This window comes from Pseudarthrobacter humi, from assembly GCF_024294965.1.
In the GTDB taxonomy this organism is placed as follows: Bacteria; Actinomycetota; Actinomycetes; order Actinomycetales; family Micrococcaceae; genus Arthrobacter; species Arthrobacter humi.
Map to the genome: position 1 here is coordinate 257,868 of NZ_JANCLV010000003.1, position 19,455 is coordinate 277,322.

At 64.5% G+C, this 19,455-nt stretch carries 19 protein-coding genes; 13 read left to right on the plus strand and 6 right to left on the minus strand.

Going from position 1 to position 19,455, the window contains the following annotated elements; translation table 11 throughout:
* Positions 1 to 57: 57 nt before the first annotated feature.
* Positions 58 to 699: an NADPH-dependent F420 reductase gene (locus tag NFC73_RS06485; RefSeq protein WP_254748640.1), complete on the plus strand. Its 642-nt coding sequence runs from the start codon at positions 58 to 60 to the stop codon at positions 697 to 699.
* Between the two features lie 183 nt (positions 700 to 882).
* Here the strand turns inward: NFC73_RS06485 and NFC73_RS06490 are convergent, their stop codons facing one another.
* Positions 883 to 1,026, minus strand: a complete 144-nt coding sequence (locus NFC73_RS06490; protein ID WP_254748642.1) for a hypothetical protein — start codon at positions 1,024 to 1,026, stop codon at positions 883 to 885.
* A 231-nt stretch (positions 1,027 to 1,257) separates the two neighbouring features.
* On the opposite strand from NFC73_RS06490, the gene NFC73_RS06495 reads away from it, so the two are divergent.
* Positions 1,258 to 1,935, plus strand: a complete 678-nt coding sequence (locus NFC73_RS06495; protein WP_254748644.1) for a response regulator — start codon at positions 1,258 to 1,260, stop codon at positions 1,933 to 1,935.
* Positions 1,936 to 1,938: 3 nt separating this feature from the next.
* On the opposite strand, the gene NFC73_RS06500 is transcribed toward NFC73_RS06495, so the two are convergent.
* A complete protein-coding gene (locus NFC73_RS06500; RefSeq protein WP_308292652.1) occupies positions 1,939 to 3,657 on the minus strand; it encodes a sensor histidine kinase in 1,719 nt (572 codons plus the stop codon).
* A 163-nt stretch (positions 3,658 to 3,820) separates the two neighbouring features.
* On the opposite strand from NFC73_RS06500, the gene NFC73_RS06505 reads away from it, so the two are divergent.
* The 9 genes from NFC73_RS06505 to NFC73_RS06545 all read left to right on the plus strand — a co-directional run bounded on the left by NFC73_RS06505 (position 3,821) and on the right by NFC73_RS06545 (position 11,649).
* The gene (locus tag NFC73_RS06505) at positions 3,821 to 4,105 is read left to right on the plus strand and encodes a hypothetical protein (RefSeq protein WP_254748646.1); all 285 of its coding nucleotides are present in this window, start codon (positions 3,821 to 3,823) and stop codon (positions 4,103 to 4,105) included.
* Positions 4,106 to 4,111: 6 nt separating this feature from the next.
* Positions 4,112 to 5,116: a zinc-dependent alcohol dehydrogenase family protein gene (locus tag NFC73_RS06510; protein ID WP_254748647.1), complete on the plus strand. Its 1,005-nt coding sequence runs from the start codon at positions 4,112 to 4,114 to the stop codon at positions 5,114 to 5,116.
* A 78-nt stretch (positions 5,117 to 5,194) separates the two neighbouring features.
* A complete protein-coding gene (locus tag NFC73_RS06515; protein ID WP_254748648.1) occupies positions 5,195 to 5,665 on the plus strand; it encodes a universal stress protein in 471 nt (156 codons plus the stop codon).
* Positions 5,643 to 6,152, plus strand: coding sequence for a universal stress protein (locus NFC73_RS06520; protein WP_254748650.1), 510 nt, complete (start codon positions 5,643 to 5,645; stop codon positions 6,150 to 6,152). Before NFC73_RS06515 ends, NFC73_RS06520 begins: the two co-directional genes overlap by 23 nt.
* Positions 6,149 to 7,024 (plus strand): universal stress protein, encoded by an 876-nt coding sequence (locus tag NFC73_RS06525; protein ID WP_254748652.1) that lies wholly within the window; start codon positions 6,149 to 6,151, stop codon positions 7,022 to 7,024. The genes NFC73_RS06520 and NFC73_RS06525 overlap by 4 nt, the downstream gene beginning before the upstream one ends.
* Positions 7,025 to 7,148: 124 nt before the next feature.
* Entirely contained in the window at positions 7,149 to 8,204 is a 1,056-nt protein-coding gene (locus NFC73_RS06530; RefSeq protein WP_254748654.1) for a zinc-dependent alcohol dehydrogenase family protein, read from the plus strand.
* Positions 8,201 to 8,659: a flavodoxin family protein gene (locus tag NFC73_RS06535; protein ID WP_254748656.1), complete on the plus strand. Its 459-nt coding sequence runs from the start codon at positions 8,201 to 8,203 to the stop codon at positions 8,657 to 8,659. The genes NFC73_RS06530 and NFC73_RS06535 overlap by 4 nt, the downstream gene beginning before the upstream one ends.
* Positions 8,656 to 9,189: a flavodoxin family protein gene (locus tag NFC73_RS06540; RefSeq protein ID WP_254748658.1), complete on the plus strand. Its 534-nt coding sequence runs from the start codon at positions 8,656 to 8,658 to the stop codon at positions 9,187 to 9,189. Before NFC73_RS06535 ends, NFC73_RS06540 begins: the two co-directional genes overlap by 4 nt.
* Before the next feature lie 9 nt (positions 9,190 to 9,198).
* A complete protein-coding gene (locus tag NFC73_RS06545; RefSeq protein WP_254748660.1) occupies positions 9,199 to 11,649 on the plus strand; it encodes an HAD-IC family P-type ATPase in 2,451 nt (816 codons plus the stop codon).
* Here NFC73_RS06545 and NFC73_RS06550 read toward each other — a convergent pair.
* Positions 11,646 to 12,107: a pyridoxamine 5'-phosphate oxidase family protein gene (locus NFC73_RS06550; RefSeq protein WP_254748662.1), complete on the minus strand. Its 462-nt coding sequence runs from the start codon at positions 12,105 to 12,107 to the stop codon at positions 11,646 to 11,648. The two genes, NFC73_RS06545 and NFC73_RS06550, sit on opposite strands and share 4 nt — an antisense overlap.
* A gap of 173 nt (positions 12,108 to 12,280) precedes the next feature.
* Here NFC73_RS06550 and NFC73_RS06555 point away from each other — a divergent pair, with 173 nt between their 5' ends.
* The gene (locus tag NFC73_RS06555; protein ID WP_254748664.1) at positions 12,281 to 12,703 is read left to right on the plus strand and encodes an Hsp20/alpha crystallin family protein; all 423 of its coding nucleotides are present in this window, start codon (positions 12,281 to 12,283) and stop codon (positions 12,701 to 12,703) included.
* Positions 12,704 to 12,723: 20 nt separating this feature from the next.
* On the opposite strand, the gene NFC73_RS06560 is transcribed toward NFC73_RS06555, so the two are convergent.
* The 3 genes from NFC73_RS06560 to NFC73_RS06570 form a co-directional block, all read right to left on the minus strand.
* Positions 12,724 to 13,749, minus strand: a complete 1,026-nt coding sequence (locus tag NFC73_RS06560) for a 6-phosphofructokinase (RefSeq protein WP_254748666.1) — start codon at positions 13,747 to 13,749, stop codon at positions 12,724 to 12,726.
* Positions 13,749 to 16,145 (minus strand): phosphoenolpyruvate synthase, encoded by a 2,397-nt coding sequence (ppsA, locus tag NFC73_RS06565; protein WP_254748668.1) that lies wholly within the window; start codon positions 16,143 to 16,145, stop codon positions 13,749 to 13,751. Before ppsA ends, NFC73_RS06560 begins: the two co-directional genes overlap by 1 nt.
* Before the next feature lie 72 nt (positions 16,146 to 16,217).
* Positions 16,218 to 18,806 (minus strand): cation-translocating P-type ATPase, encoded by a 2,589-nt coding sequence (locus tag NFC73_RS06570; RefSeq protein WP_254748670.1) that lies wholly within the window; start codon positions 18,804 to 18,806, stop codon positions 16,218 to 16,220.
* A 198-nt stretch (positions 18,807 to 19,004) separates the two neighbouring features.
* Here NFC73_RS06570 and NFC73_RS06575 point away from each other — a divergent pair, with 198 nt between their 5' ends.
* Positions 19,005 to 19,454 (plus strand): universal stress protein, encoded by a 450-nt coding sequence (locus tag NFC73_RS06575; protein ID WP_254748672.1) that lies wholly within the window; start codon positions 19,005 to 19,007, stop codon positions 19,452 to 19,454.
* Position 19,455: the final 1 nt, after the last annotated feature.

The following is a 19,455-nucleotide window of genomic DNA, read 5'->3' on the forward strand; positions in this document are numbered from 1 at the left end:
GGAAGGCTGTCTACTGGATGGACACGCCAGTCCCAGGCGTTCCGGCGAAGGAAGATCATGACCAACATCAGCATTATCGGCAGCGGGCACATGGCCCGCGCGCTGGCCACTGTCATGCTGCGAGGGAACAACCCGGTACAGATTCTGGGTCGTGATGGCTCCAGGACACGGGACCTGGTGGAGAGCCTCGGCCCGGGCGCCACAGGAGGCGTAACCGGGGCTGCCGTCACAGGAGCAATTGTTTTCTTCGCCATCCCGCACAAGGAAGTGCATAACGCCATCCTGGAAATCGGTGACTCCCTCGACGGACGTGTCGTTGTGGATATCAGCAACACTGTGGACGTCTCGAACTTCGACCGGCTGACCACAGAGCCGGGCGTGTCAGCCGCCGAAGAAACGGCCCGGCTGCTGAATGGACGCGCGGAGGTGGTCAAGGCATTCAACACGACGTTCCCCACCACCTTGGAAGCCGGAAAAGTCGGTGGGCAGCACCTGGACGTCTTTATTGCCGGTGATTCGGAGCAGGCCAAGGAAAAAGTCAGCGCCGTGGCAGCAGCGGCAGGTATGCGGCCCATCGATGTCGGGCCCCTGCGGCGGTCGCGCGAACTTGAGGCCTTCATGCTGGTTGTCATGGGCCTGCAGGTGAGCCCCGAGCACCAGCATTTCAACTGGGACACTGCGCTCAGGATCTTTCCGTAGGAGTGCGCGGTGGGAGGGCGCGCCTGCGGTCCCCCGCAGCATTCCTGGTTCGGGAACACTTGCGCGGGTGGTTGATCGCCACTGCTTCGTTGTGCTCGGGCACCCTGGCGTTCCAGCCCAGTTCGTGCCTGATGCGCACCCTCAAAGCATCGGAAGCGCCCGGCTCGCCCTGAGTGATATAGGTCATACGGAGTGCTTGCGGGGGTGCATCAGTGGATCGTGGGGCCTGCCCAGGTCACCAGTGAAGTGCCTGCGCACGCCCTGCACAGTCAGCCGGATGTGCGCGGCAGCGAGGATGTGTCCCGCCGGAACAAAAGTGGCACGCATGCCACCTCCAGGTCAATCTGCGCATCAAAATCGTGCCTTCAAAGCTGGCCAGGGACCTCACGGCATCAGCAGCCGTGTAAACCGGGAGGGGCGGGTGGTGGGATGAAGAGTCGTGCAAGTCCGCGGAGCGGGCCATTGGACCCTTGCCGCGTCGCCACCGTTTCCTAAAGAATGAGTCAGGCGCAGAACAGGCCCTTATGGGGTTGGAAGGGGTGCGCAGAAGGGATCACGATGAACGCCTCAACCGCAGCGGAACAAGGAACTGACGTGGTAGCCCATGCTGTCCGGGTATTCGTTCTTGACGACCACGAGCTCGTTCGGCGGGGACTGCAGGACCTTCTGGAAAGCGAAGGATTCGTTGTGGTTGGGATGTCCGGCTCTGCAGCAGAGGCGGCCCGCCGAATTCCAGCGTTGCGCCCGGACGTGGCAATTCTTGATGCCCGTCTACCGGACGGCACGGGGATCGAGGTTTGCCGTGATGTCCATTCAGTGGACGAAACAATCAATTGCCTGATCCTGACAAGCTACGACGACGAGCAGGCGCTTCGGGGCGCGGTCCTGGCTGGGGCGTCCGGGTACGTCCTGAAGGAGATTGGCGGGTCGGACCTGATCGGCGCACTGCGCCGGGCGGCCAAGGGTGAGTCCCTGTTTGATGCCGAGCTGAAGGCCAGGATTGTCCAGGGACTGGCGGAACCGGAGCGAGTGGACCCCAGGCTGGCATCGCTGACCCGGCAGGAGCGCAGGGTTCTGGAGCTCGTCGGGGAAGGACTGACAAACCGGCAGATCGGCGAACGGATGCTCCTGGCGGAGAAGACGGTCAAGAACTACGTATCGTCGCTGCTGGCGAAGCTGGGGTTTGAACGGCGGACGCAGGCCGCGGTCCATGTGGCACAGCATCATGAGCAGTAAGGCTCAAAAGACCGGAGCCCTCCAGGTGACTGATGTTCCCGATTCCGGTGAGCTGGAAACCTTGAAAGAGCCGCCCAGCGAGTTCGCCCTGCGTTCCATGTTCACGAGGCCGTTACCCGGTGCGGGGGAAGTGAACCCCGCACCGTTGTCCTGAATGCTGACGGTGGCCTGTCCATCATTCACCGCCACCTTCACTTGGATGATGTCACCCCCGGAATGGCGAACGGCATTGCTCAGCCCCTCAGTAATCACCGCCAGGATGTTCAAAGCAGTTTCTTCATCCCGGATGTCGTCGATGGGCCCGGTCAGGGTCAGCAGCGGAACAAATAGCAGGGAATGCGAGCCGCTGCGGACCGCCTGCAGGACACGGCTACTGAGGAGTTCCTTCTCCGGGGCCGCTTCGCTGAGTGAATAGATGGTGTTGCGGAGTTCGCGGATGGTTTCGTCGAGTTCGGCGGTCACAGCCTGGATGGTCCGGGCAGCGGAATCTCCGCTCATGTACCGCCGCAGACTCTGGATACTGAGCCCGGCAGCGAACAGGCGCTGTATGACGAGGTCATGGAGGTCACGGGCAATCCTGTCCCTGTCGCTGAAGACTGCAATCTGTTCCCGCATCCGATGTGCACGTGCCAGTTCGAGCGCCAGTGCCACATGCGAACCGAAGACCGTACCCATTTCCAGGTCTGTCGGGCTGAACGTGCCGGCTCCTTCGCGAACGAGGACCAGGAGCCCGTGGTGGGTGCCCCTGGCACTCAGGTCTATGACCAGGAGCCGGCCGGCGGGCAGCCCTTCGGCGACGCCGAGAGCCGACGGTGCGTCCTCAATGACAGCGGCCTTGCCAGTGGCCAGAACGGCCTGAATCGCCCTTGGGTCCAACGTTAGAAGCCGTCCAACCCACTGCGGGGCGCGGCTGCCCGCAGCTCCTGCGACGCGGAACCCGGTGGGAAGCTCCTCTTGGACGAGGATGAGGGCAAGGAATGAGCCGGACTCGCGGAGTGCCCTGGCGACGATCATGTCCAGTTCACCGTTCTGGCCGTCCGGCGTCTCCTCGTCGCCCATCATCCTGCCGGTCACCTCCATGCAGGCCTGCAGCCAAGCGGTCCTGCGCCGGGCATCGTCGTAGAGCCTGGCGTTTTCGATCGCGACGCCGGCGGCTGCAGCAAACGATTCGGCCAGCTCCTCGTCTTCTTCCGTGAAGTCCCCGCCGCCTCTTTTTTGGGTGAGGTATAGGTTCCCGAACACAACGTCGCGGACGCGGATCGGCACACCGAGGAACGATTTCATCGGTGGGTGGTTCTTGGGAAACCCGTAGGCGTCTGGATGCTGGCTAAGGTCATGCAGCCTCAACGGCTTCGGGTCGCGGATCAACAGGCCGAGAACGCCATGTCCCGTGGGGAGTGGGCCGATCTTACGGGCCACTTCCTCATCGATTCCCACGGTGATGAAATGGCTCAGCGCATGGTCGTGTCCAATGACTCCCAAAGCACCGTATTCGGCCTGGAGAAGGTGGCAGGCTGAGCTGACCACCCTGTGCAGCACCGCCTCCAGGCTCAGGTCCTCGGCCAGGGCCACTACCGCGCTCAGGAGCCCCTGCATCCGTTGCTGGGCACTCTCCAACTCCTCGGCACGTTCAACAAAGTCGGTGAGGAGCTCATCGATCCGTGAGCTGGCAACGGTTTGCGGGGAATCCGTTCCCCGGCGGGGTTGCTGGGGTTTATTCAAGGAAGAACCGCCTTCCGTTGGACAGAGATCCACACGGGCCGGCCGGCTGCAGCCGGTGCATTCAGACTACCCCTGGCAGGCACCGGCATTCCAGCCACGTCGGTTGGTTTTAGGGGTCTTTGTGCCCTACATCCGGACGCACCCGCTACCTAGGATCACAGGCATGACCACAGATGCACCCCTACCGGAGACCGCCGTGCTGCCAACTGAAGAATGCTGGGATTTGCTGCGGGGTGATTCCGTGGGCCGGCTTGCCGTCTGGGTGAACAGCCGGACCCGCGAACCGCTGGACTCCGTCGGGCACATACTGTTCCCCTGGGAAACCGTCCGTAAGGACCATTTCCTCCGCGTTGAACCCGAGAGTGGTACCGGACGGCGTTTCAATCTCGCTGCCCCGCTCACCTGGGGCGGTCCCTTGGATGAGGCCACCCGCGCCGGGCTGGGATGACCCTTCATGAGGGCATGGTGGGTTGAAGAGCCTGGCCCTATCGCGTCAGGTCCGCTGCAACTGGGCGAACGTCCGGATCCATCACCGGGCGCGTCGGAGATTCTGCTCTCGGTACTTGCCTGTGGTGTATGCCGCACGGACCTTCACCTTGCCGAAGGAGACCTCCGGCCCAGGGCCGTCCGACGCATCCCTGGCCATGAAGTCGTCGGGGAAGTCATCGGGCTGGGAGCCGGCAGCTCCCGGTTTCGCCTTGGCGAGCGCGTGGGAGCAGCCTGGCTGGCCCGCACCTGCGGCGCCTGCAGGTTCTGTCAGCGCGGATCGGAGAACCTCTGCCTTACCCCAGCATTCAACGGCTGGGATGTCGACGGCGGCTACGCGGAACTGATGACTGTGCACCAGGACTTCGCTTACCGGATACCCGATGTATTCACCGACGAGCAGGCCGCGCCCTTGCTGTGCGCGGGGATCATCGGATACAGGGCGCTTCGTTCGTCCGGCCTTCCACCAGGAGGCAAACTCGGCATTTACGGCTTTGGCGCGTCGGCCCACCTGACGGCGCAGATGGCCATCTACGAAGATGCACGCGTCTACGTGATGACCCGATCGTCAGCCGCGCAGAGCCTGGCCCTCAGGCTTGGGGCGGAATTCGCCGGACCCGCTGAGGCCGAGCCACCCGCTCTGCTGGACGCGGCCATCCTCTTCGCTCCGGCGGGTGGACTGGTCCCGGTTGCGCTGCGCGCCCTGGACCGGGGCGGGACCCTCGCCGTCGCCGGCATCCACTTGAGCGAGATACCGGTTCTGGACTACCAGAAAGACCTCTTCCAGGAGCGCCACCTCCGCAGCGTCACGGCCAACACCCGGGCCGACGGTCGGGAATTTCTGTCGCTGGCAGAACGGATACCCCTCCGCCCCACCACTGTTGCTTATGCGTGGACAAGCGCAGACCAGGCACTGCTGGACCTGTCCACAGACGCCTACTCGGGAGCTGCCGTGTTGCTTCCGCAGGTCTGATAGGCATCAGGAAAGACAGGCCCCCGGGGTGACCTTCGGCCCTAGGCGCGCTGCCGGATCCTGGGGGAAAGTACTGCCATGGCTGACAGCGAACGCATTGTTGTCGGAATCGACGGTTCCGAATACTCTCCCGCAGCCCTGCGCCTTGCCGGTCGGTTGGCGTCCGCGTTGGCTGCGCCTTTGCAGGTCATCACCTGCCTGGGCTACTCGGACTTCTACCTTCCGGAACATCTTCCGCCTGGCAGCGGCATTGACCCCGCAGCGGAACTTGAGGCCGTTGCCCGGCGGCTCATGGAACAGGCTATCGACAGGGCCTTCGGCCCGGAACGCCCGGAACACCTCTCTGCCATTGTCAAAGTGGGGTCGCCAGCGAAAGTTCTTGTGGAGGAAAGCCGGAATGCCCAAATGCTGGTAGTCGGCCGGCGGGGCCATGGCGGCTTGCTCGGCCAGCTCATGGGTTCAGTCAGCGCAGCCTGCGCAGCACACGCACATTGCCCAGTACTGGTGGTCAGCCAGGACGCCGAGAATGACCATGGAACTAACACCTGAGCTGCCGGCAATAGTCGTGGGCGTGGACGGAAGCGCTCCGTCCATCCTCGCCCTGCGGTGGGCCCGGGCCTTGGCACCGCTGCTCAATGCCCACATCCGGGCGGTGGCATGCTGGCAATTCCAGATTGCAGTCGGTACCTTCACGCCAGTTGTGTGGAACCCTGAAGATGAAGCCAGGCGGATCTGTGCTGCGGCCGTGGACGAGGCGTTCGACGGCGCGCCCCCTGACGGACTCGAGGTCGTCGCCTTACGAGGTCAGGCGGCCAAGGTACTTGTCGAAGAAAGCAAGCATGCCCAGATCGTGGTTATGGGCAGTCGCGGCCACGGAGGATTCGAAGGCCTGCTGCTGGGTGCGGTCAGCGCAACAGTCGCGGAGCACGCCAAATGCCCGGTCCTGGTGGCGCACGGTACCGACTTGCCGCCAGGGCTCTCGGATACTTCAGGACAGCCGCGCGGAAGGCGGCCGCCAGACCAGGTCCAGCCATGACCTCCCCTGACAGCGTCGTCGTCGGCTACGACGGGTCACCCGAGGCAGCCCTCGCTGTACGTTGGGCAGCACGGCACGCAGCGCTCATGGACTGTGAGCTGCAAGTGGTCCATTGCTCGCTCTGGCCGTTGCTGACCAATGACCTTGGACCCGTCAAAGGCATATCCGGAAGCGGGCTGCAACATCAGGCGCAGTCCATCCTCGATGAGGGGCAAGCTGAGGCGTTGTCCGCGGCGCCCCGAGTCAGGACCCGAGGCAGCCTCCTGTACGGACTCCCTGCCGGCCATCTTCGTCGAATCGCGGATAATTCGCGGATGCTGGTTCTTGGCAGCCGCGGGATCGGAGGCTTTATGGGACTCCTGGTGGGATCAGTAAGCCTGGAACTCGCGGCGACGGCGTCCTGTCCCGTGGCGGTCATCCGGTTCGATCAGAACCCGGAGGGGCGCGTCGTGGTAGGAATTGACTCCTCCGGGTCGGCGGGCGCGCTTGGTATTGCCTGTGCCATGGCCAGTGCCACGGGAGCGGACCTGATGATCATCCACGTCATTCAGCCCCACGACGGCCCGGCCAACAAGCCCGGAGGTGGCCAGGAAGCCGCCCGCCGCCTCCTCATCACAGCCGCTGAGAGCGCCCGCGCGATGGCTCCGGACGTGAGTGTCAGACAGCACATCGCGCAGGACAGTTCCGTCCCGCGGGCGCTCCTCAACACCGCCCGCGGTGCCGCCCTCATCGTGGTCGGCAGCAAGGGATGGGGACTCCTGAGAGGAACCATCGGGTCAAGTGCCCATGCAGTCCTTCACCACGCCACTGGACCCGTCCTGATTTCCCGGCAGCCGCAGCCGGATGGGACCGCAGGTAATTCGAAGACCTGAACTGCCGCCGTCGAAATTTCCGGGACCTTCGTCCCTTACCGCCGGGCCGAGCGGGCGGCATCGTTGAGGTGGAGCGGCACTCCGCGCGCTTTGAGCCCGTGATCAACAACAGGCAGGAACACTCATGAAAGCAATGGTTTACGGGGGCCCAGGCAAGAAATCCTGGACAGAAGTGCCCGCTCCGGTGATTCGGAATCCCTCCGATGCCATCGTTAAGGTTGACACCACCACCATCTGCGGGACGGATTTGCATATCCTCAAAGGGGATGTGCCGGCCGTGGCCCATGGGCGGATCCTCGGTCACGAAGGGGTGGGGACCGTCACTGAGGTTGGCGCGTCAGTGACCAGCCTGAAACCGGGTGACCGCGTGATCATCTCTTGCATCAAATCCTGTGGCCATTGTGTCAACTGCAAGGCCGGCCTCTATTCGCACTGCATGGGCGACGAGGGCGCTTCGGGCATTGGCTGGGTCTTCGGACACCTGATCGACGGGACGCAAGCCGAATTCGTGCGCGTCCCGTACGCCGAAAACTCCCTGCACCTGCTGCCCAACGGCGTCAGCGACGAGGAGGCGGTCATGTTGTCGGACATTCTCCCGACAGGCTTCGAAATCGGTGTGCAGTACGGCAGGGTCAAGCCCGGCGACACAGTAGCGGTAGTCGGGGCAGGCCCGGTCGGGCTGGCCGCAATCGCCACCGCAGGGCTTTACGGAGCGGCCACCGTTATCGCCGTGGACCTGGACGCGAACCGCCTTGCAAAGGCCCGGGAGTTCGGCGCCACCGACGTTGTCCGCTCGGACGACGGCGACTGGAAGGGACGGGTGATGGCCCTGACAGACGGCCAGGGCGTGGATGTGGCGATCGAGGCAGTGGGCATTCCCGCAACGTTCACCATGTGCACGGAGGTGGTCCGGCCCGGCGGGAACGTCGCCAACGTCGGCGTGCACGGCAAATCCGTGGAACTCCACGTAGAGAGCCTCTGGATCCAGAACATCAACATCAGCATGGGCCTCGTCAACGCCAACACCACCCCGATGCTGCTGAAGCTTGTGGCCCAGAACAAACTGCCCGCGGAAAAGTTCGCCACACACCGTTTCCGCTTTGACCAGTTCATGGAGGCCTACGACACATTCGCCCGGGCCGCGGAGACCAACGCACTTAAGGTAGTGATTGCGGCATGAAAGGCTACGTCGTTTACGACTCCGCATACGGGAACACCCAGGCGGTTGCCGAGGCCATCTCGCAGAACCTCAAACCTCTCCGCGCTGCAGCAGTCTCCGTCTCGGAGTTCAACCCCGGAACCCTGGCAACTGGCGATTTCCTCATCGTCGGTTCCCCCATCAACGGGTGGCGGCCCACGCCCAAAATCACGCAACTCTTGACGCGATTGGGCGACGGCAGGCTCAAGGGCATCAGGGCCGCAGCATTCGACACCCGCGTCCGCTTCTTCATCCATGGCGACGCCGCCCGGAAAATGACCAAGCTGCTGACCGATGGCGGCGCGCACATCATTTCCGATCCCACCCCGTTCTACGTCCGGGGCACCGAAGGGCCCCTGCGCGCCGGGGAACTCGAAAAGGCAGCCGGCTGGGCCAGGAACCTGGCGTCGGCACTCGATCGGAAGGCAACGCCATGAAGGCAGCCATTGTTTACGAATCCCTCTACGGCAACACGCATGCCGTCGCGGACGCGATAGCACAAGGCCTGCAGGAGGTAGCCGAACCATTGGTGATGTCCGTCGACGAGGCGGCCGGGACCGATCCCACGGCCACCAATCTCCTGGTAGTCGGAGGGCCCACCCACATCCATGGCATGAGCAGGAGGCCCATGTGGGAACTGGCGGTCAAGGACGCCCTCGAACACCCTGAGAAGGGACTGGTCCCGGACGCGGCGGCCGGCGGACAGGGTTTGCGGGCATGGTTTGATGCCCTGGACAAGGCAACCGGGAAAGCTGCCGCTTTCGATACCCGGCTGGAGGGCAACAAACTGCTGACCGGACAGGCGTCCAAGGGGATAGCCAAACGACTCAAGCAGCACGGCCTTGAGCTTGTCGCTGAGCCTGCAAGTTTCCTCGTTGATGCCACCAACCAGCTTTTGCCGGGTGAACTCGACCGGGCGCGCGAATGGGGAAGGACCCTCGGGGCGGCCCTCACTCCCGCACCTTGAGGCTAGCCGGTGGGCACGGCAGCGGCTCCCTTTCCGCCCGGGGCTGACGCTCCCGCAGGATCCGGCCTCTCCACGCAGGAGGTGAAGGAGCGCACGCTCGCGGGGCTGGCCAACGCCGTCCCAGACAACTCGAGCCGCACCCTCTGGCAAATCGTCCGTGCCAACGTGCTGACTCTCTTCAACGGTATTGTTGGTGGTTGCTTCCTGCTGTTGCTCGTCCTCGGGCAGTGGCAGGATGCGCTCTTCGGATTCGCCGCACTCAGCAACGCCGTGATCGGCGTGGTCCAGGAGTTCCGGGCCAAGCGGCTGCTTGACCGGCTGGCAGTCATGGATGCCCCGCAGGCCAGGGTGCTCCGCGACGGCCAGGTCCAGGAAATCGCGGTTGCGGACGTGGTCCTGGACGACATCGCCGTCCTGCAGGCCGGCGACCAAGTCGTAGCCGACGCCGTCATCGTCGACGACAATGGCCTGGAAGTTGACGAGTCCCTCCTCACGGGTGAGTCAGAACCCGTGAACAAGGACCGGGGCTCGGCGGTGCTGTCCGGCTCCACGATCAACGCCGGCCAGGGAATGGCGAGGGTGGTCGCTGTGGGGGCGGGTTCGTATGCCAGCCTGCTCACGGCGGAAGCCAAACGTTTCTCCCTCGTCAATTCAGAGATCCGCAACGGGATCAACCGCGTCCTTCGGTGGATCAGCTGGGCGCTGTTCCCCGTGGTGGCCGTCATCACCAACGGCCAGATGCAGGCCAAAGGCGGCTGGGACGCCGCTTTCCGAACCGGGACGTGGGTAGAGGCGCTCGTTGGAGCGGTGGCCGGAGCTATCGCGATGATCCCCCTGGGCCTCGTGCTGATGACCAGCGTTGCGTTCGCCGTAGGGGGCGTCCGTCTTGCCCGCCACAAGGTGCTGGTGCAGGAACTGGCCGCTGTGGAGGGCCTTGCCCGTGTGGACGTTCTCTGCCTCGACAAGACTGGCACGCTGACTGAAGGCAAGGTGGTTTTCGACGGCGTGCATGCCGTAGGCGGGCCGCCCCCGTCGGGCTGGGAGGAGGCCCTGGGATGGTTCGGCTCGGACCCCCAAGCCAACGCCACGGCGCGCTGCCTTGCTGGCACCTTCGGCTTCGATGGCGACCGGGCCCCGACCGCCGTCGTTCCCTTCTCCTCCGCCAGAAAGTGGAGTGCCGCCAGTTTCCTTCCGCCCCACGTCGCTGCGGGGACCTGGGTGCTGGGTGCCCCTGAGATGGCGTTGCCAGGGGGTAGCGGAAGCACCAATGTTGTCCTGGCACAGGCCCGCCGCCTCGCATCAACGGGCCTCCGCACGCTGGTCCTGGCCCACACACAGGAAACCGCGCCCAAAGGGAATCCCGACGACGCCCGGCTGCCGCGGGGCCTGGCTGCGGCCGCACTGGTGACTTTCCGGGAAAAGGTCCGCCCGGATGCCGCACAGACTTTGTCCTACTTCCGCCGGCAGGGCGTTGGCGTCAAGATCCTCTCCGGCGATGACCACCGGACGGTCTCGGCTGTCGCACGTGAGGTGGGGCTCGACGTCGGCGAAGGCTACGACTCGCGTCACCTGCCCCAGGATGCGAAAAAGTTGGAGGAAACGCTCGAAAGTTTTTCTGTGTTCGGCCGCGTGACGCCCCAACAGAAGAAAGACATGGTGCTTGCCCTGCGGCGGATGGGGCACACCGTGGCCATGACGGGCGACGGCGTCAATGACGCGTTGGCCTTAAAGGAGGCAGACATCGGCATCGCCATGGACACGGCGGCACCCGCCACCAAGGCCGTGGCCCGCCTGGTCCTGTTGGACGGGCGCTTTGACAGGCTACCCGCGGTCCTGGCCGAAGGACGCCAGGTCATCGCCAATATTGAGCGGGTCTCGGTGCTGTTCCTGAGCAAAACAACCTACGCTGTTGCCCTGTCCGTGCTTTTCGGAGCCCTGATGTGGAACTTTCCCTTCCTGCCCCGGCAACTGTCCGCCACTGACGGCCTGACCATCGGTATCCCCGCGTTCTTCCTGGCCCTGATGAGTAACAGCCGCCGCTACCGGCCCGGCTTTCTCCGACGGTCCCTGGCGATGGCACTCCCGACTGGAATCGTCGTCACCGCGGCGGTCATGGCTGTCCAGGTGTATTCCGTTGGTGCGGCGGGCTTCAGCGTCGGAGCCAGCCGCACCGCCTCCGTGCTGACGTTGTCCCTCGTAGGCCTGTCTGTCCTGGCAGCCGTCAGCCGCCCCGTCAGCGCCCTGCGCCTGGCCATCATCGCAGCCATGTGCCTGGCCCTGGTGCTCCTGATGACCGTCCCCGTCCTGCAGGAGTTCTTTATGCTCGAATGGCCACCTCCAGGACTCACGGCTGCCGCCCTCGCCGCCGCCGCCGTCGCCATCCTTGCGGTCGTGGCGCTGAGCCGGGCCCATGCAAGGCGGTACCCCGCTGATCCGCCTGTGAAGATGACGCCTCCTTAGAGCCAGTCTGCTGCAAAGTCCTGCGGGGGCCACCAGCGTGTGCGCGGTGAAACCGCAAACCTGCGCCCGGAGACCTCCCAGGGGACGATTTGGACGAGGTGGTCTTTGGTTCCGGGCTGCCAGGGCCCGCGGTCCGGACCCTCCTGAAGGGTCGCCGGATCTCCCTCAAACGGCCCTGGCCTTCCCTTGACCACAACGCTCCAGACTTCGGTGGCGTAAGCGTTCAGCCCATCCGCTTCAAAGGCCACGGCGGTGCCACTGAGGAGGGCATGAAGTTTCGTGCCGGCGGCAGTTCGAAAGACCACCTTGCCTCCGATAACCATGAAGTTCACGGGAAAGATCTCGGGGACTGAACCGTTGATCACGGCCAGCCGGCCTATGTAGGAGGACTCCAGATACTTCCAGCAGTCAGCCGGGACGAGGACTTCCGTGGGGGATTCCGAAGCGGAGTTGCTCATGGAACTGATCCTAGCCCCCCCCTGTCCCGCCGGGTCGCCGCGCTCCGGCAATGCGTGTGGCTTTGCCAGCAGCGGCGACAGGACCAAAGCCTCTGGGTCCTCGGTGCCCTGTCCCCGACCCTTAAGGAGTCGGGCAGTGATGCACCGATAGCCATCCAAACCAGGAGGAAGACATGGCTGATTTGATGAAATGGTTTGACACCCGGCGCTCCCCCGTCGAGATGATCGAAAGACTTTTCGAAGGTGACACCGTGGCCTCGGGGATCCGCGTCGAAGAATCGGTTGAGGGCAACACCCTCGTGGTCCGGGCCGAACTCCCGGGAATCGATCCGGACAAGGACGTCAGCGTCACCATCGTTGACGGTGCCCTTGAGATCAAGGCCGAGCGCAGGGAAAAGTCCGAGCAGAAGGATAAGAACAGTTACCGCTCGGAGTTCCGCTATGGTTCATTCGTCCGGAGGCTCGCTCTGCCCGACGGCGTTCAGCAGGAGGACATCACTGCCTCCTACAAGGACGGGGTGCTGGAGGTCCGGACGCCCGTGCCTACGGCCGCCCAGCAGCCACCTGCACGAAAGATTGAGATAACCCGGGGTTGACAGCAGGGTCCGGCCCGGGATCAGCCGAACAGGATTGCTGCCTCCTGGTAGCGGTCCTCGGGAACAGTCTTGAGCCGGCCCAGCGCAGCATCGAAGCCGACGTTGACGATGGTGGTCCCACGCAGCGACACCATAGTTCCCCAGCGGCCGTTTGCGGCTGAATCGACGGCTGCAAAGCCCAGCCGCGTGGCCAGGACCCTGTCAAAGGCGGTAGGGGCACCGCCCCGTTGGATGTGGCCCAGAATGGTGGCCCTCGTTTCGATTCCCGTCAGCTCCTGCAGTTGGTGCTCCAGCAGTACGCTGATTCCGCCCAGCCTGGGCCTGCCAAAAGTGTCCAGGCCCCTGGGCGAAAAGGGTGAATCCTGGCCCTCCAGGACAAATGCCTCGGATACAACCACGAGAGGTGCCCTCCCGCGGCTATGGGCGGACTCCACCCAGGCGGCGACCTGCCGCAAAGAGACCGTGAGTTCCGGGATGAGGATGGCGTGGGCGCCGGAAGCCATACCGGCATGCAGGGCAATCCAGCCGGCGTTCCGGCCCATGACTTCGGCGATCATGCAGCGGTGGTGCGACTCCCCCGTGGTGCGCAGCCGGTCGATGGCCTCCGTTGCCGTCTGGACTGCGGTGTCGAAGCCGAATGTGACATCCGTGGCGTCCAGGTCGTTGTCGATGGTCTTTGGGACTCCGACAACGTTTATTCCCCGTTTGGCCAGCTCCTGCGCTGCCGCCAGGGTTCCCTCTCCACCGATGGCGACCAGCCCATCGACGGCAAGGCGGCGCAGGCTTTCGCGCACCGCTTCCGCTCCGCCTGAAGTCAGCGGGTTGGTCCGCGATGTGCCAAGTATGGTCCCGCCAAACCTGGCAATTCCCCGCACGGCATGCCTGGGCAACGGAACCACGTCCCCTTCCAGCACCCCTTTCCATCCGTCCCGGAATCCCACGAAGTCATATCCATAGGACACGACGCCGCTCAGCACGGCACCGCGGATCACGGCGTTCAGCCCCGGGCAGTCGCCGCCGCTGGTCAGGAGGCCAAGCCTGGTCATCATTCCTGATTCTCGGCCGCTGCGATCACCGGAACGGTCTTGAGGTACGTGTCGGGGTTGAGCGAAATGGAGTCGATGCCCTCCTTCACCAGAAACGCCGCGAAATCCGGGTGGTTGCTTGGGCCCTGGCCGCAGATGCCGATCTTGATCCCGGCCGCATGCGCCTTGGCGATGACCTCGGCGATCATCGACTTCACTGCCTCGTCCCGTTCATCAAAAAGCCCGGCCAGCTGTTCGGAGTCGCGGTCCACCCCCAGGACAAGCTGGGTCAGGTCATTGGACCCGATGGAGAATCCATCGAAGCGGCGTGCGAATTCCGAGGCGAGGATGACATTCGAAGGAATCTCACACATCATGTAAACCTGTAGCCCCTCCTCACCACGGACCAGCCCGTTTCGTGCCAACTCATTGATCACCAGGTCAGCCTCGCGGGTGGTGCGGCAGAACGGAACCATAATGATGACGTTGGAGAAACCGAGCTTCCCGCGCACCCTCTTCAGCGCCCGGCATTCCAAGGCAAAGCCTTCCCGGTAGCGCTTGTCGTAGTAGCGCGAGGCTCCGCGGAAGCCCAGCATGGGATTCTCTTCGGCTGCTTCGAAGGAACGCCCACCGATCAGGTGTCCGTACTCGTTGCTCTTAAAGTCGCTCAGCCTGACGATCACGGGCAACGGGTAATAGGGTGCGGCAATCTTGGCAACCCCGGTGGCCAGTGCATCGACAAAGTATTCCTGCAGGTCCGCCCGTCCGGAGGTGAGCTCCTTCATGCGTTCAGCGTCGCCAGGATGGGTGACGCGCTCGGGATGCACGAGCGCCATGGGATGGATCCGGATGAGGTTGCTGATGATGAATTCCATCCGTGCAAGGCCCACGCCGGCTGCAGGCAGGCGCCACCATTGGAAGGCAGCCGAAGGGCTGGCGATGTTGACCATGACAGAAGTCCGCGTTGTGGGCAGGGTGCCGAGGTCGACCTCTTCGATGTCGAAAGCCAGAGTGCCGTCGTAAACGCTGCCATCCTCACCCCCGGCGCAGGAAAGCGTGATGGACGTTCCTTCGTCGAGGACTGACGTGGCATTCCCCGTCCCCACTACGGCCGGGACTCCAAGTTCCCTGCTCACAATCGCGGCGTGGCTCGTCGGGCCGCCGTGGTCCGTGACGATACCGGCGGCGCGCTGCATGATGGGAACCCAGTCAGGGTCGGTCATCTGGGCTACCAGGATAGCGCCGTCCCGGAACTGCCCGATGTCCCGGGCATCCCGCACAACACAGACAGAACCATGCACTATCGACTCCCCGATCGCCGCGCCGGATACCAGCAGCGGGCCAGATCCACGGAGGTGGTAAATGCGGAAGACTGAAGCGCTTCGCCGGGCCTGTACCGTCTCCGGACGAGCCTGGACCATAAAGAGTTCGCCGCTGGAACCGTCCTTGGCCCACTCCATGTCCATAGGCCGTCCGTAATGCTCCTCTACCGCCACCGCCCACCGCGCCAGCGTCAGGATCTCGGAATCGTTGAGCACCAGCGAGCGCCGTTCCCGGTCCGTGGTGTCGATGGTCCGGGTGCGCGCGTGGCTGCCGCGCCGGTAGATCATCTTCCGTTCTTTGGCGCCGATGGTCTTTTCGATGATGGGGGCGAACCGCGGGTCGGACAGCAACGGTTTGAAGACCTGGTACTTGTCGGGATTGATGGTCCCCTGCACTATTGTTTCCCCCAGTCCCCAGGCGGCGCTGATCAGGACACTGCGGGGAAAGCCCGACTCTGTGTCAATGGAAAACATCACTCCGGAGGCCCCGATATCCGCACGCACCATCCGCTGCACGCCTATGGACAGGGCCACCTCCAGATGGTCGAAACCCTTGATTTCCCGGTAGCTGATGGCCCGGTCTGTAAACAGCGAGGCATAGCACCGCCTGCAGGCCTCCAGGACCTCCCGCTCGCCTGAAATGTTCAGGAAGGTTTCCTGCTGGCCTGCGAAACTCGCATCTGGAAGGTCTTCGGCGGTGGCGCTGCTCCGAACGGCCACCGATGCCCTGGCCTGCCCCGACCGCTCGGATAAGCCCCTGTAGTAGTCCCGTATGCCGGCGGCGATGTCCGGCGGAAACTCCCCGCCGAGGAAAAGCTCCCTGATGGTTTCGCCGGCTTCCCGCAGGGTTGTGCTGCCTGCCCGGTACGCCTCAATCGAGGCACGGATCCCTGGTTCGATGCCGTTGGCGCCAACGAAGGCCCGGTAGGCGGAGGCTGTGGTGGCAAAGCCCTCCGGCACCCGGACACCCGAACGGATCAGGGAGCGGCTCAGTTCACCCAGCGAGGCGTTCTTGCCGCCCACGGCGGGTACATCGTCCATCCCTACGTCTTCAAGCGACACCACGTAAACGTCTGTCGTCGTCCGTGCATTCATGGCTTGATCCTCCCGGCGGAACCGGGGACGCAGCAGAGGCTTTGGTCCTGCGGACTGGCGTGCGGTGAAAAGCTACGCGCCGCCGGCGGGCCGCCGAAGCCTCTTGTAAGCCCAGTCTGCGGCGAACACTGCCGGTACCGCCACGGCGGCGACAACGAACCCAGCCGGCGGCGGCGGGAGGTGCCCCAGCAGCGCAGCAAAAGGAACAACGAACAAGCACACGGCCAAGGCTCCGACTTCCGCGAGGACGGCCCAGGACAGCAGACGGTTGGTGAGCCAGCCCAGCTTCCACGGCGGCAGGCTGGCGCTGCGGCAGGCAAAGGCGTTCGCGAGCTGTCCGAGGACGACGGCGCTAAAGGCGGCTCCGGACGCCGCCATCACCAGGCCGGTGTCCTGGGCATCCCCGCGCATCCACCCGCCGCCGAAAAGCACCACCGAAAACGCCGTCATCTCCATCACTGCCTCCACAGGCCCCAGCACGCAAAACACCCGGAACATCAGCTGACGGTCCATGAGGTGCCGCCTCTCCGGTGGCCGTTTCAGAACTCCTTTTCCTGGCTTTTCACCGCCCAATGCGAGTGCGGGAAGCAGGTCGGTTCCAATGTCGAGGGCGAGGATCTGCAGGACGCCCAGCGCGAGCGGAAACTGCCCGCCTGACAGCGCCCAGATGACGAAGGGCGTCAGTTCGGCAACATTGTCTGTCAGGTGATAGGTGAGGAAGCGGTGGATGTTCGAATATGTGGCGCGGCCTTGTTCAATTGCTGCCACGATCGTGGCGAAGTGGTCATCCAGGAGCACGAGGTCGGCGGCCTCGCGGGCAACATCGGTCCCGCTGCGCCCCATGGCTACCCCGATGTCGGCCTCTTGCAGCGCTGGGCCGTCGTTGACGCCGTCGCCCGTCATTGCCACAACGTGGCCACGGCCCTGCAGGGCCTTGGCCACGCGCAATTTCTGTTCCGGGGAGACCCGGCTGACCACGATGCCGTCCCGGTCGAGCAAGGCGCCCAGGACCTGTTCGTCCTCGGGTAGAAGCGCCCCCTCGAGGACCAGTTCGGGGGATCCCATCAGTCCGATTTCCCGAGCTATGGCTGCGGCGGTTGCGGGGTGGTCGCCCGTGATCATCCCCACGCTGATGCCGGCCTCGCGGGCGGTCCGGATCACGTCGCCTACGTCCGGCCTGGGCGGGTCGTGCAGGGCGATCAGACCCAGCAATGCAAGACCGGTCTCGACCTCTTCCGGCGGACGCTCCAGCCAGTGCTCCCGCGGGCCGGGCAGTTTGCGGACGGCGACGGCTATGACCCTCAGCCCCCGTGAAGCCATCGTTTCAACTTCCTCCGCGGCAGGGCCTGTGGACTTTCCGCAGAGCGGGAGGACAGACTCGGGCGCGCCCTTGACATAGAGGGTCGCACCCACAATGACCGATTCGCGGCGCCGGCGTGGATCGAAGGCGAAGCGCCGCGCGGGTGTCGCATCTCCGGGAAGGGGTCCGGACAGGCGTCGGGCCAGCACATCGATGGCTGCCTCCATCGGATCCCCCACAGCCGTCCACTCACTTCCGTGGAGGACGGCCCTGCCCTGGGAGGCGGCCCGCGCCGCGAGCGCAGTCCTGGTGGCGGCGGAGAGCGCATCTCCCTCAATGTCAGCTTCTGGCTCGTAGCCCTCCCCCCTCACTTTCACCCGGCCGGCGGCGGTGAAAACCTCGACGGCGTTCATCCGGTTCTGCGTCAGGGTTCCTGTTTTGTCGGTGCAGATAAAGGTGGTGGATCCCAGGGTTTCCACGGCCTCCAGGTTGCGGACCAGGGCATTGCGCGCCGCCATCCGCTGTGCCCCCATCGCCAGCGAAAGGGTGACGGTGGGCAGCAGGCCTTCGGGGACGAGGGCCACGGCAACGCCGATGGCAAAGAGGAACGCGTCGCGCCACGGGATGCCCACCAGCAGGGACACAAGGAAGAAGAATCCGGCCACGGCCATTGCGACGGCCGCGATGAGGCGGACGATACGGCGCAGCTCCAGTGCCAGCGGTGTCGGCGGTGATACCGTTCCGCTGGTCAGCGCGGCGATTCCGGCAAGCCTGGTGTTTCCGCCGGTGCGTGACACCACAGCGTCCGCTTCGCCGTTAACAAGGAATGTTCCGCCCCAGGCGCTGTCACCGCTGGTCTTCGATACCGCTTCACTTTCCCCTGTCAGCATGGACTCATCCACGGCGCAGCCGGACGCGGCGGCAAAGACAACATCGGCCGGTACCCGGTCACCCGCCGACAGGACCACGGCGTCCCCAGGCACCAGTTCACTGGTGTGGACCCTGAGAATGCGGCCGTCGCGGCGAACCGAGACGTCGGCGGGGAGCAGTCCCCGCAGTTTTGCGGCCGCGTGCTGGGCACGTTCCTGCTGGATGTGGGCGAAGACCCCGTTGACGAGGACCACCACGATAATGGCGATGCCAAGCTGCGGCATCCCGCCAATGAACGCCAGCGCGGCCGCACACCACAGCATGACGGCGAAGAAATGGGTCAATTCCCCAAGGAGCTTGCGCCATTGTGGGACGGTCTTCGCTGCGGGAAGAACGTTAGGGCCTGATTCCTTCAGCAGTTCAGCGGCGCGTTGGGAAGTCAGGCCTGTTGCGTCCACCCCGGATCTGGGCGGACCAGCCCGTTGTGCCACTTCTGCTCCCGTGTTGCCGACGTTCGGTTCGATGACAGGGAACACCCGGCGGGCGGCGGCGTCTAGGGCCAAAGGTCATGCCGGGCACCGAGGGCGCCGCGTGGGCCGGCGGCGTCATGACCTTGGACTCTGTTCTGCCGCAGCCTCGGGGGGCGATGCTGTCATCAAGTCCGTCACGTACAGCTTGGGGAACAAATCATGGCCAAGGCCGCAGAGAAGATCATTGTCGGTGTGGACGGCTCCGAAGCGTCCATCGAAGCCCTCCGCCAGGGGCAACGATTCGCACTGGCTACGGGCGCACGACTGGAGGCCTGGGGGTGCTGGGAGTATCCGGCGGGCTATGAAGGCTACCTTGCCATGGGGGTGGAGGGTTTCGCGCACGAGGCAGAGGAGAAGCTGGAACGTGCAATCAGGGAGGCTTTTGGCCCCGAGCGCCCCCGGGATGTTGTGCTCAGGCTTGTTCATGGATCTCCGCGAACAGAGCTGGTTAATGGAAGCCGGCAGGCGTCGCTGCTGGTGGTCGGGCGCCGCGGGCACGGAGGTTTCGCCGGGACGCTGCTGGGATCGGTCAGCGGCGCCTGCGTCGCCCATGCCCACTGCCCGGTCCTGGTAGTGCACCCGCCCGGGTCGGAAGGATCCATGGCCTAGG

What these genes read in the sequence shown, in the direction of transcription:
- NFC73_RS06540 (WP_254748658.1), top strand. Translation starts at nt 8,656, where the DNA reads ATGAAGGCAGCCATTGTTTACGAATCCCTCTACGGCAACACGCATGCC.
- ppsA (WP_254748668.1), bottom strand. Translation starts at nt 16,145, where the DNA reads ATGAATGCACGGACGACGACAGACGTTTACGTGGTGTCGCTTGAAGAC.
- NFC73_RS06525 (WP_254748652.1), top strand. Translation starts at nt 6,149, where the DNA reads ATGACCTCCCCTGACAGCGTCGTCGTCGGCTACGACGGGTCACCCGAG.
- NFC73_RS06520 (WP_254748650.1), top strand. Translation starts at nt 5,643, where the DNA reads ATGACCATGGAACTAACACCTGAGCTGCCGGCAATAGTCGTGGGCGTG.
- NFC73_RS06555 (WP_254748664.1), top strand. Translation starts at nt 12,281, where the DNA reads ATGGCTGATTTGATGAAATGGTTTGACACCCGGCGCTCCCCCGTCGAG.
- NFC73_RS06505 (WP_254748646.1), top strand. Translation starts at nt 3,821, where the DNA reads ATGACCACAGATGCACCCCTACCGGAGACCGCCGTGCTGCCAACTGAA.
- NFC73_RS06530 (WP_254748654.1), top strand. Translation starts at nt 7,149, where the DNA reads ATGAAAGCAATGGTTTACGGGGGCCCAGGCAAGAAATCCTGGACAGAA.
- NFC73_RS06550 (WP_254748662.1), bottom strand. Translation starts at nt 12,107, where the DNA reads ATGAGCAACTCCGCTTCGGAATCCCCCACGGAAGTCCTCGTCCCGGCT.
- NFC73_RS06495 (WP_254748644.1), top strand. Translation starts at nt 1,258, where the DNA reads ATGAACGCCTCAACCGCAGCGGAACAAGGAACTGACGTGGTAGCCCAT.
- NFC73_RS06535 (WP_254748656.1), top strand. Translation starts at nt 8,201, where the DNA reads ATGAAAGGCTACGTCGTTTACGACTCCGCATACGGGAACACCCAGGCG.
- NFC73_RS06490 (WP_254748642.1), bottom strand. Translation starts at nt 1,026, where the DNA reads ATGCGTGCCACTTTTGTTCCGGCGGGACACATCCTCGCTGCCGCGCAC.
- NFC73_RS06510 (WP_254748647.1), top strand. Translation starts at nt 4,112, where the DNA reads ATGAGGGCATGGTGGGTTGAAGAGCCTGGCCCTATCGCGTCAGGTCCG.
- NFC73_RS06575 (WP_254748672.1), top strand. Translation starts at nt 19,005, where the DNA reads ATGGCCAAGGCCGCAGAGAAGATCATTGTCGGTGTGGACGGCTCCGAA.
- NFC73_RS06485 (WP_254748640.1), top strand. Translation starts at nt 58, where the DNA reads ATGACCAACATCAGCATTATCGGCAGCGGGCACATGGCCCGCGCGCTG.
- NFC73_RS06560 (WP_254748666.1), bottom strand. Translation starts at nt 13,749, where the DNA reads ATGACCAGGCTTGGCCTCCTGACCAGCGGCGGCGACTGCCCGGGGCTG.
- NFC73_RS06515 (WP_254748648.1), top strand. Translation starts at nt 5,195, where the DNA reads ATGGCTGACAGCGAACGCATTGTTGTCGGAATCGACGGTTCCGAATAC.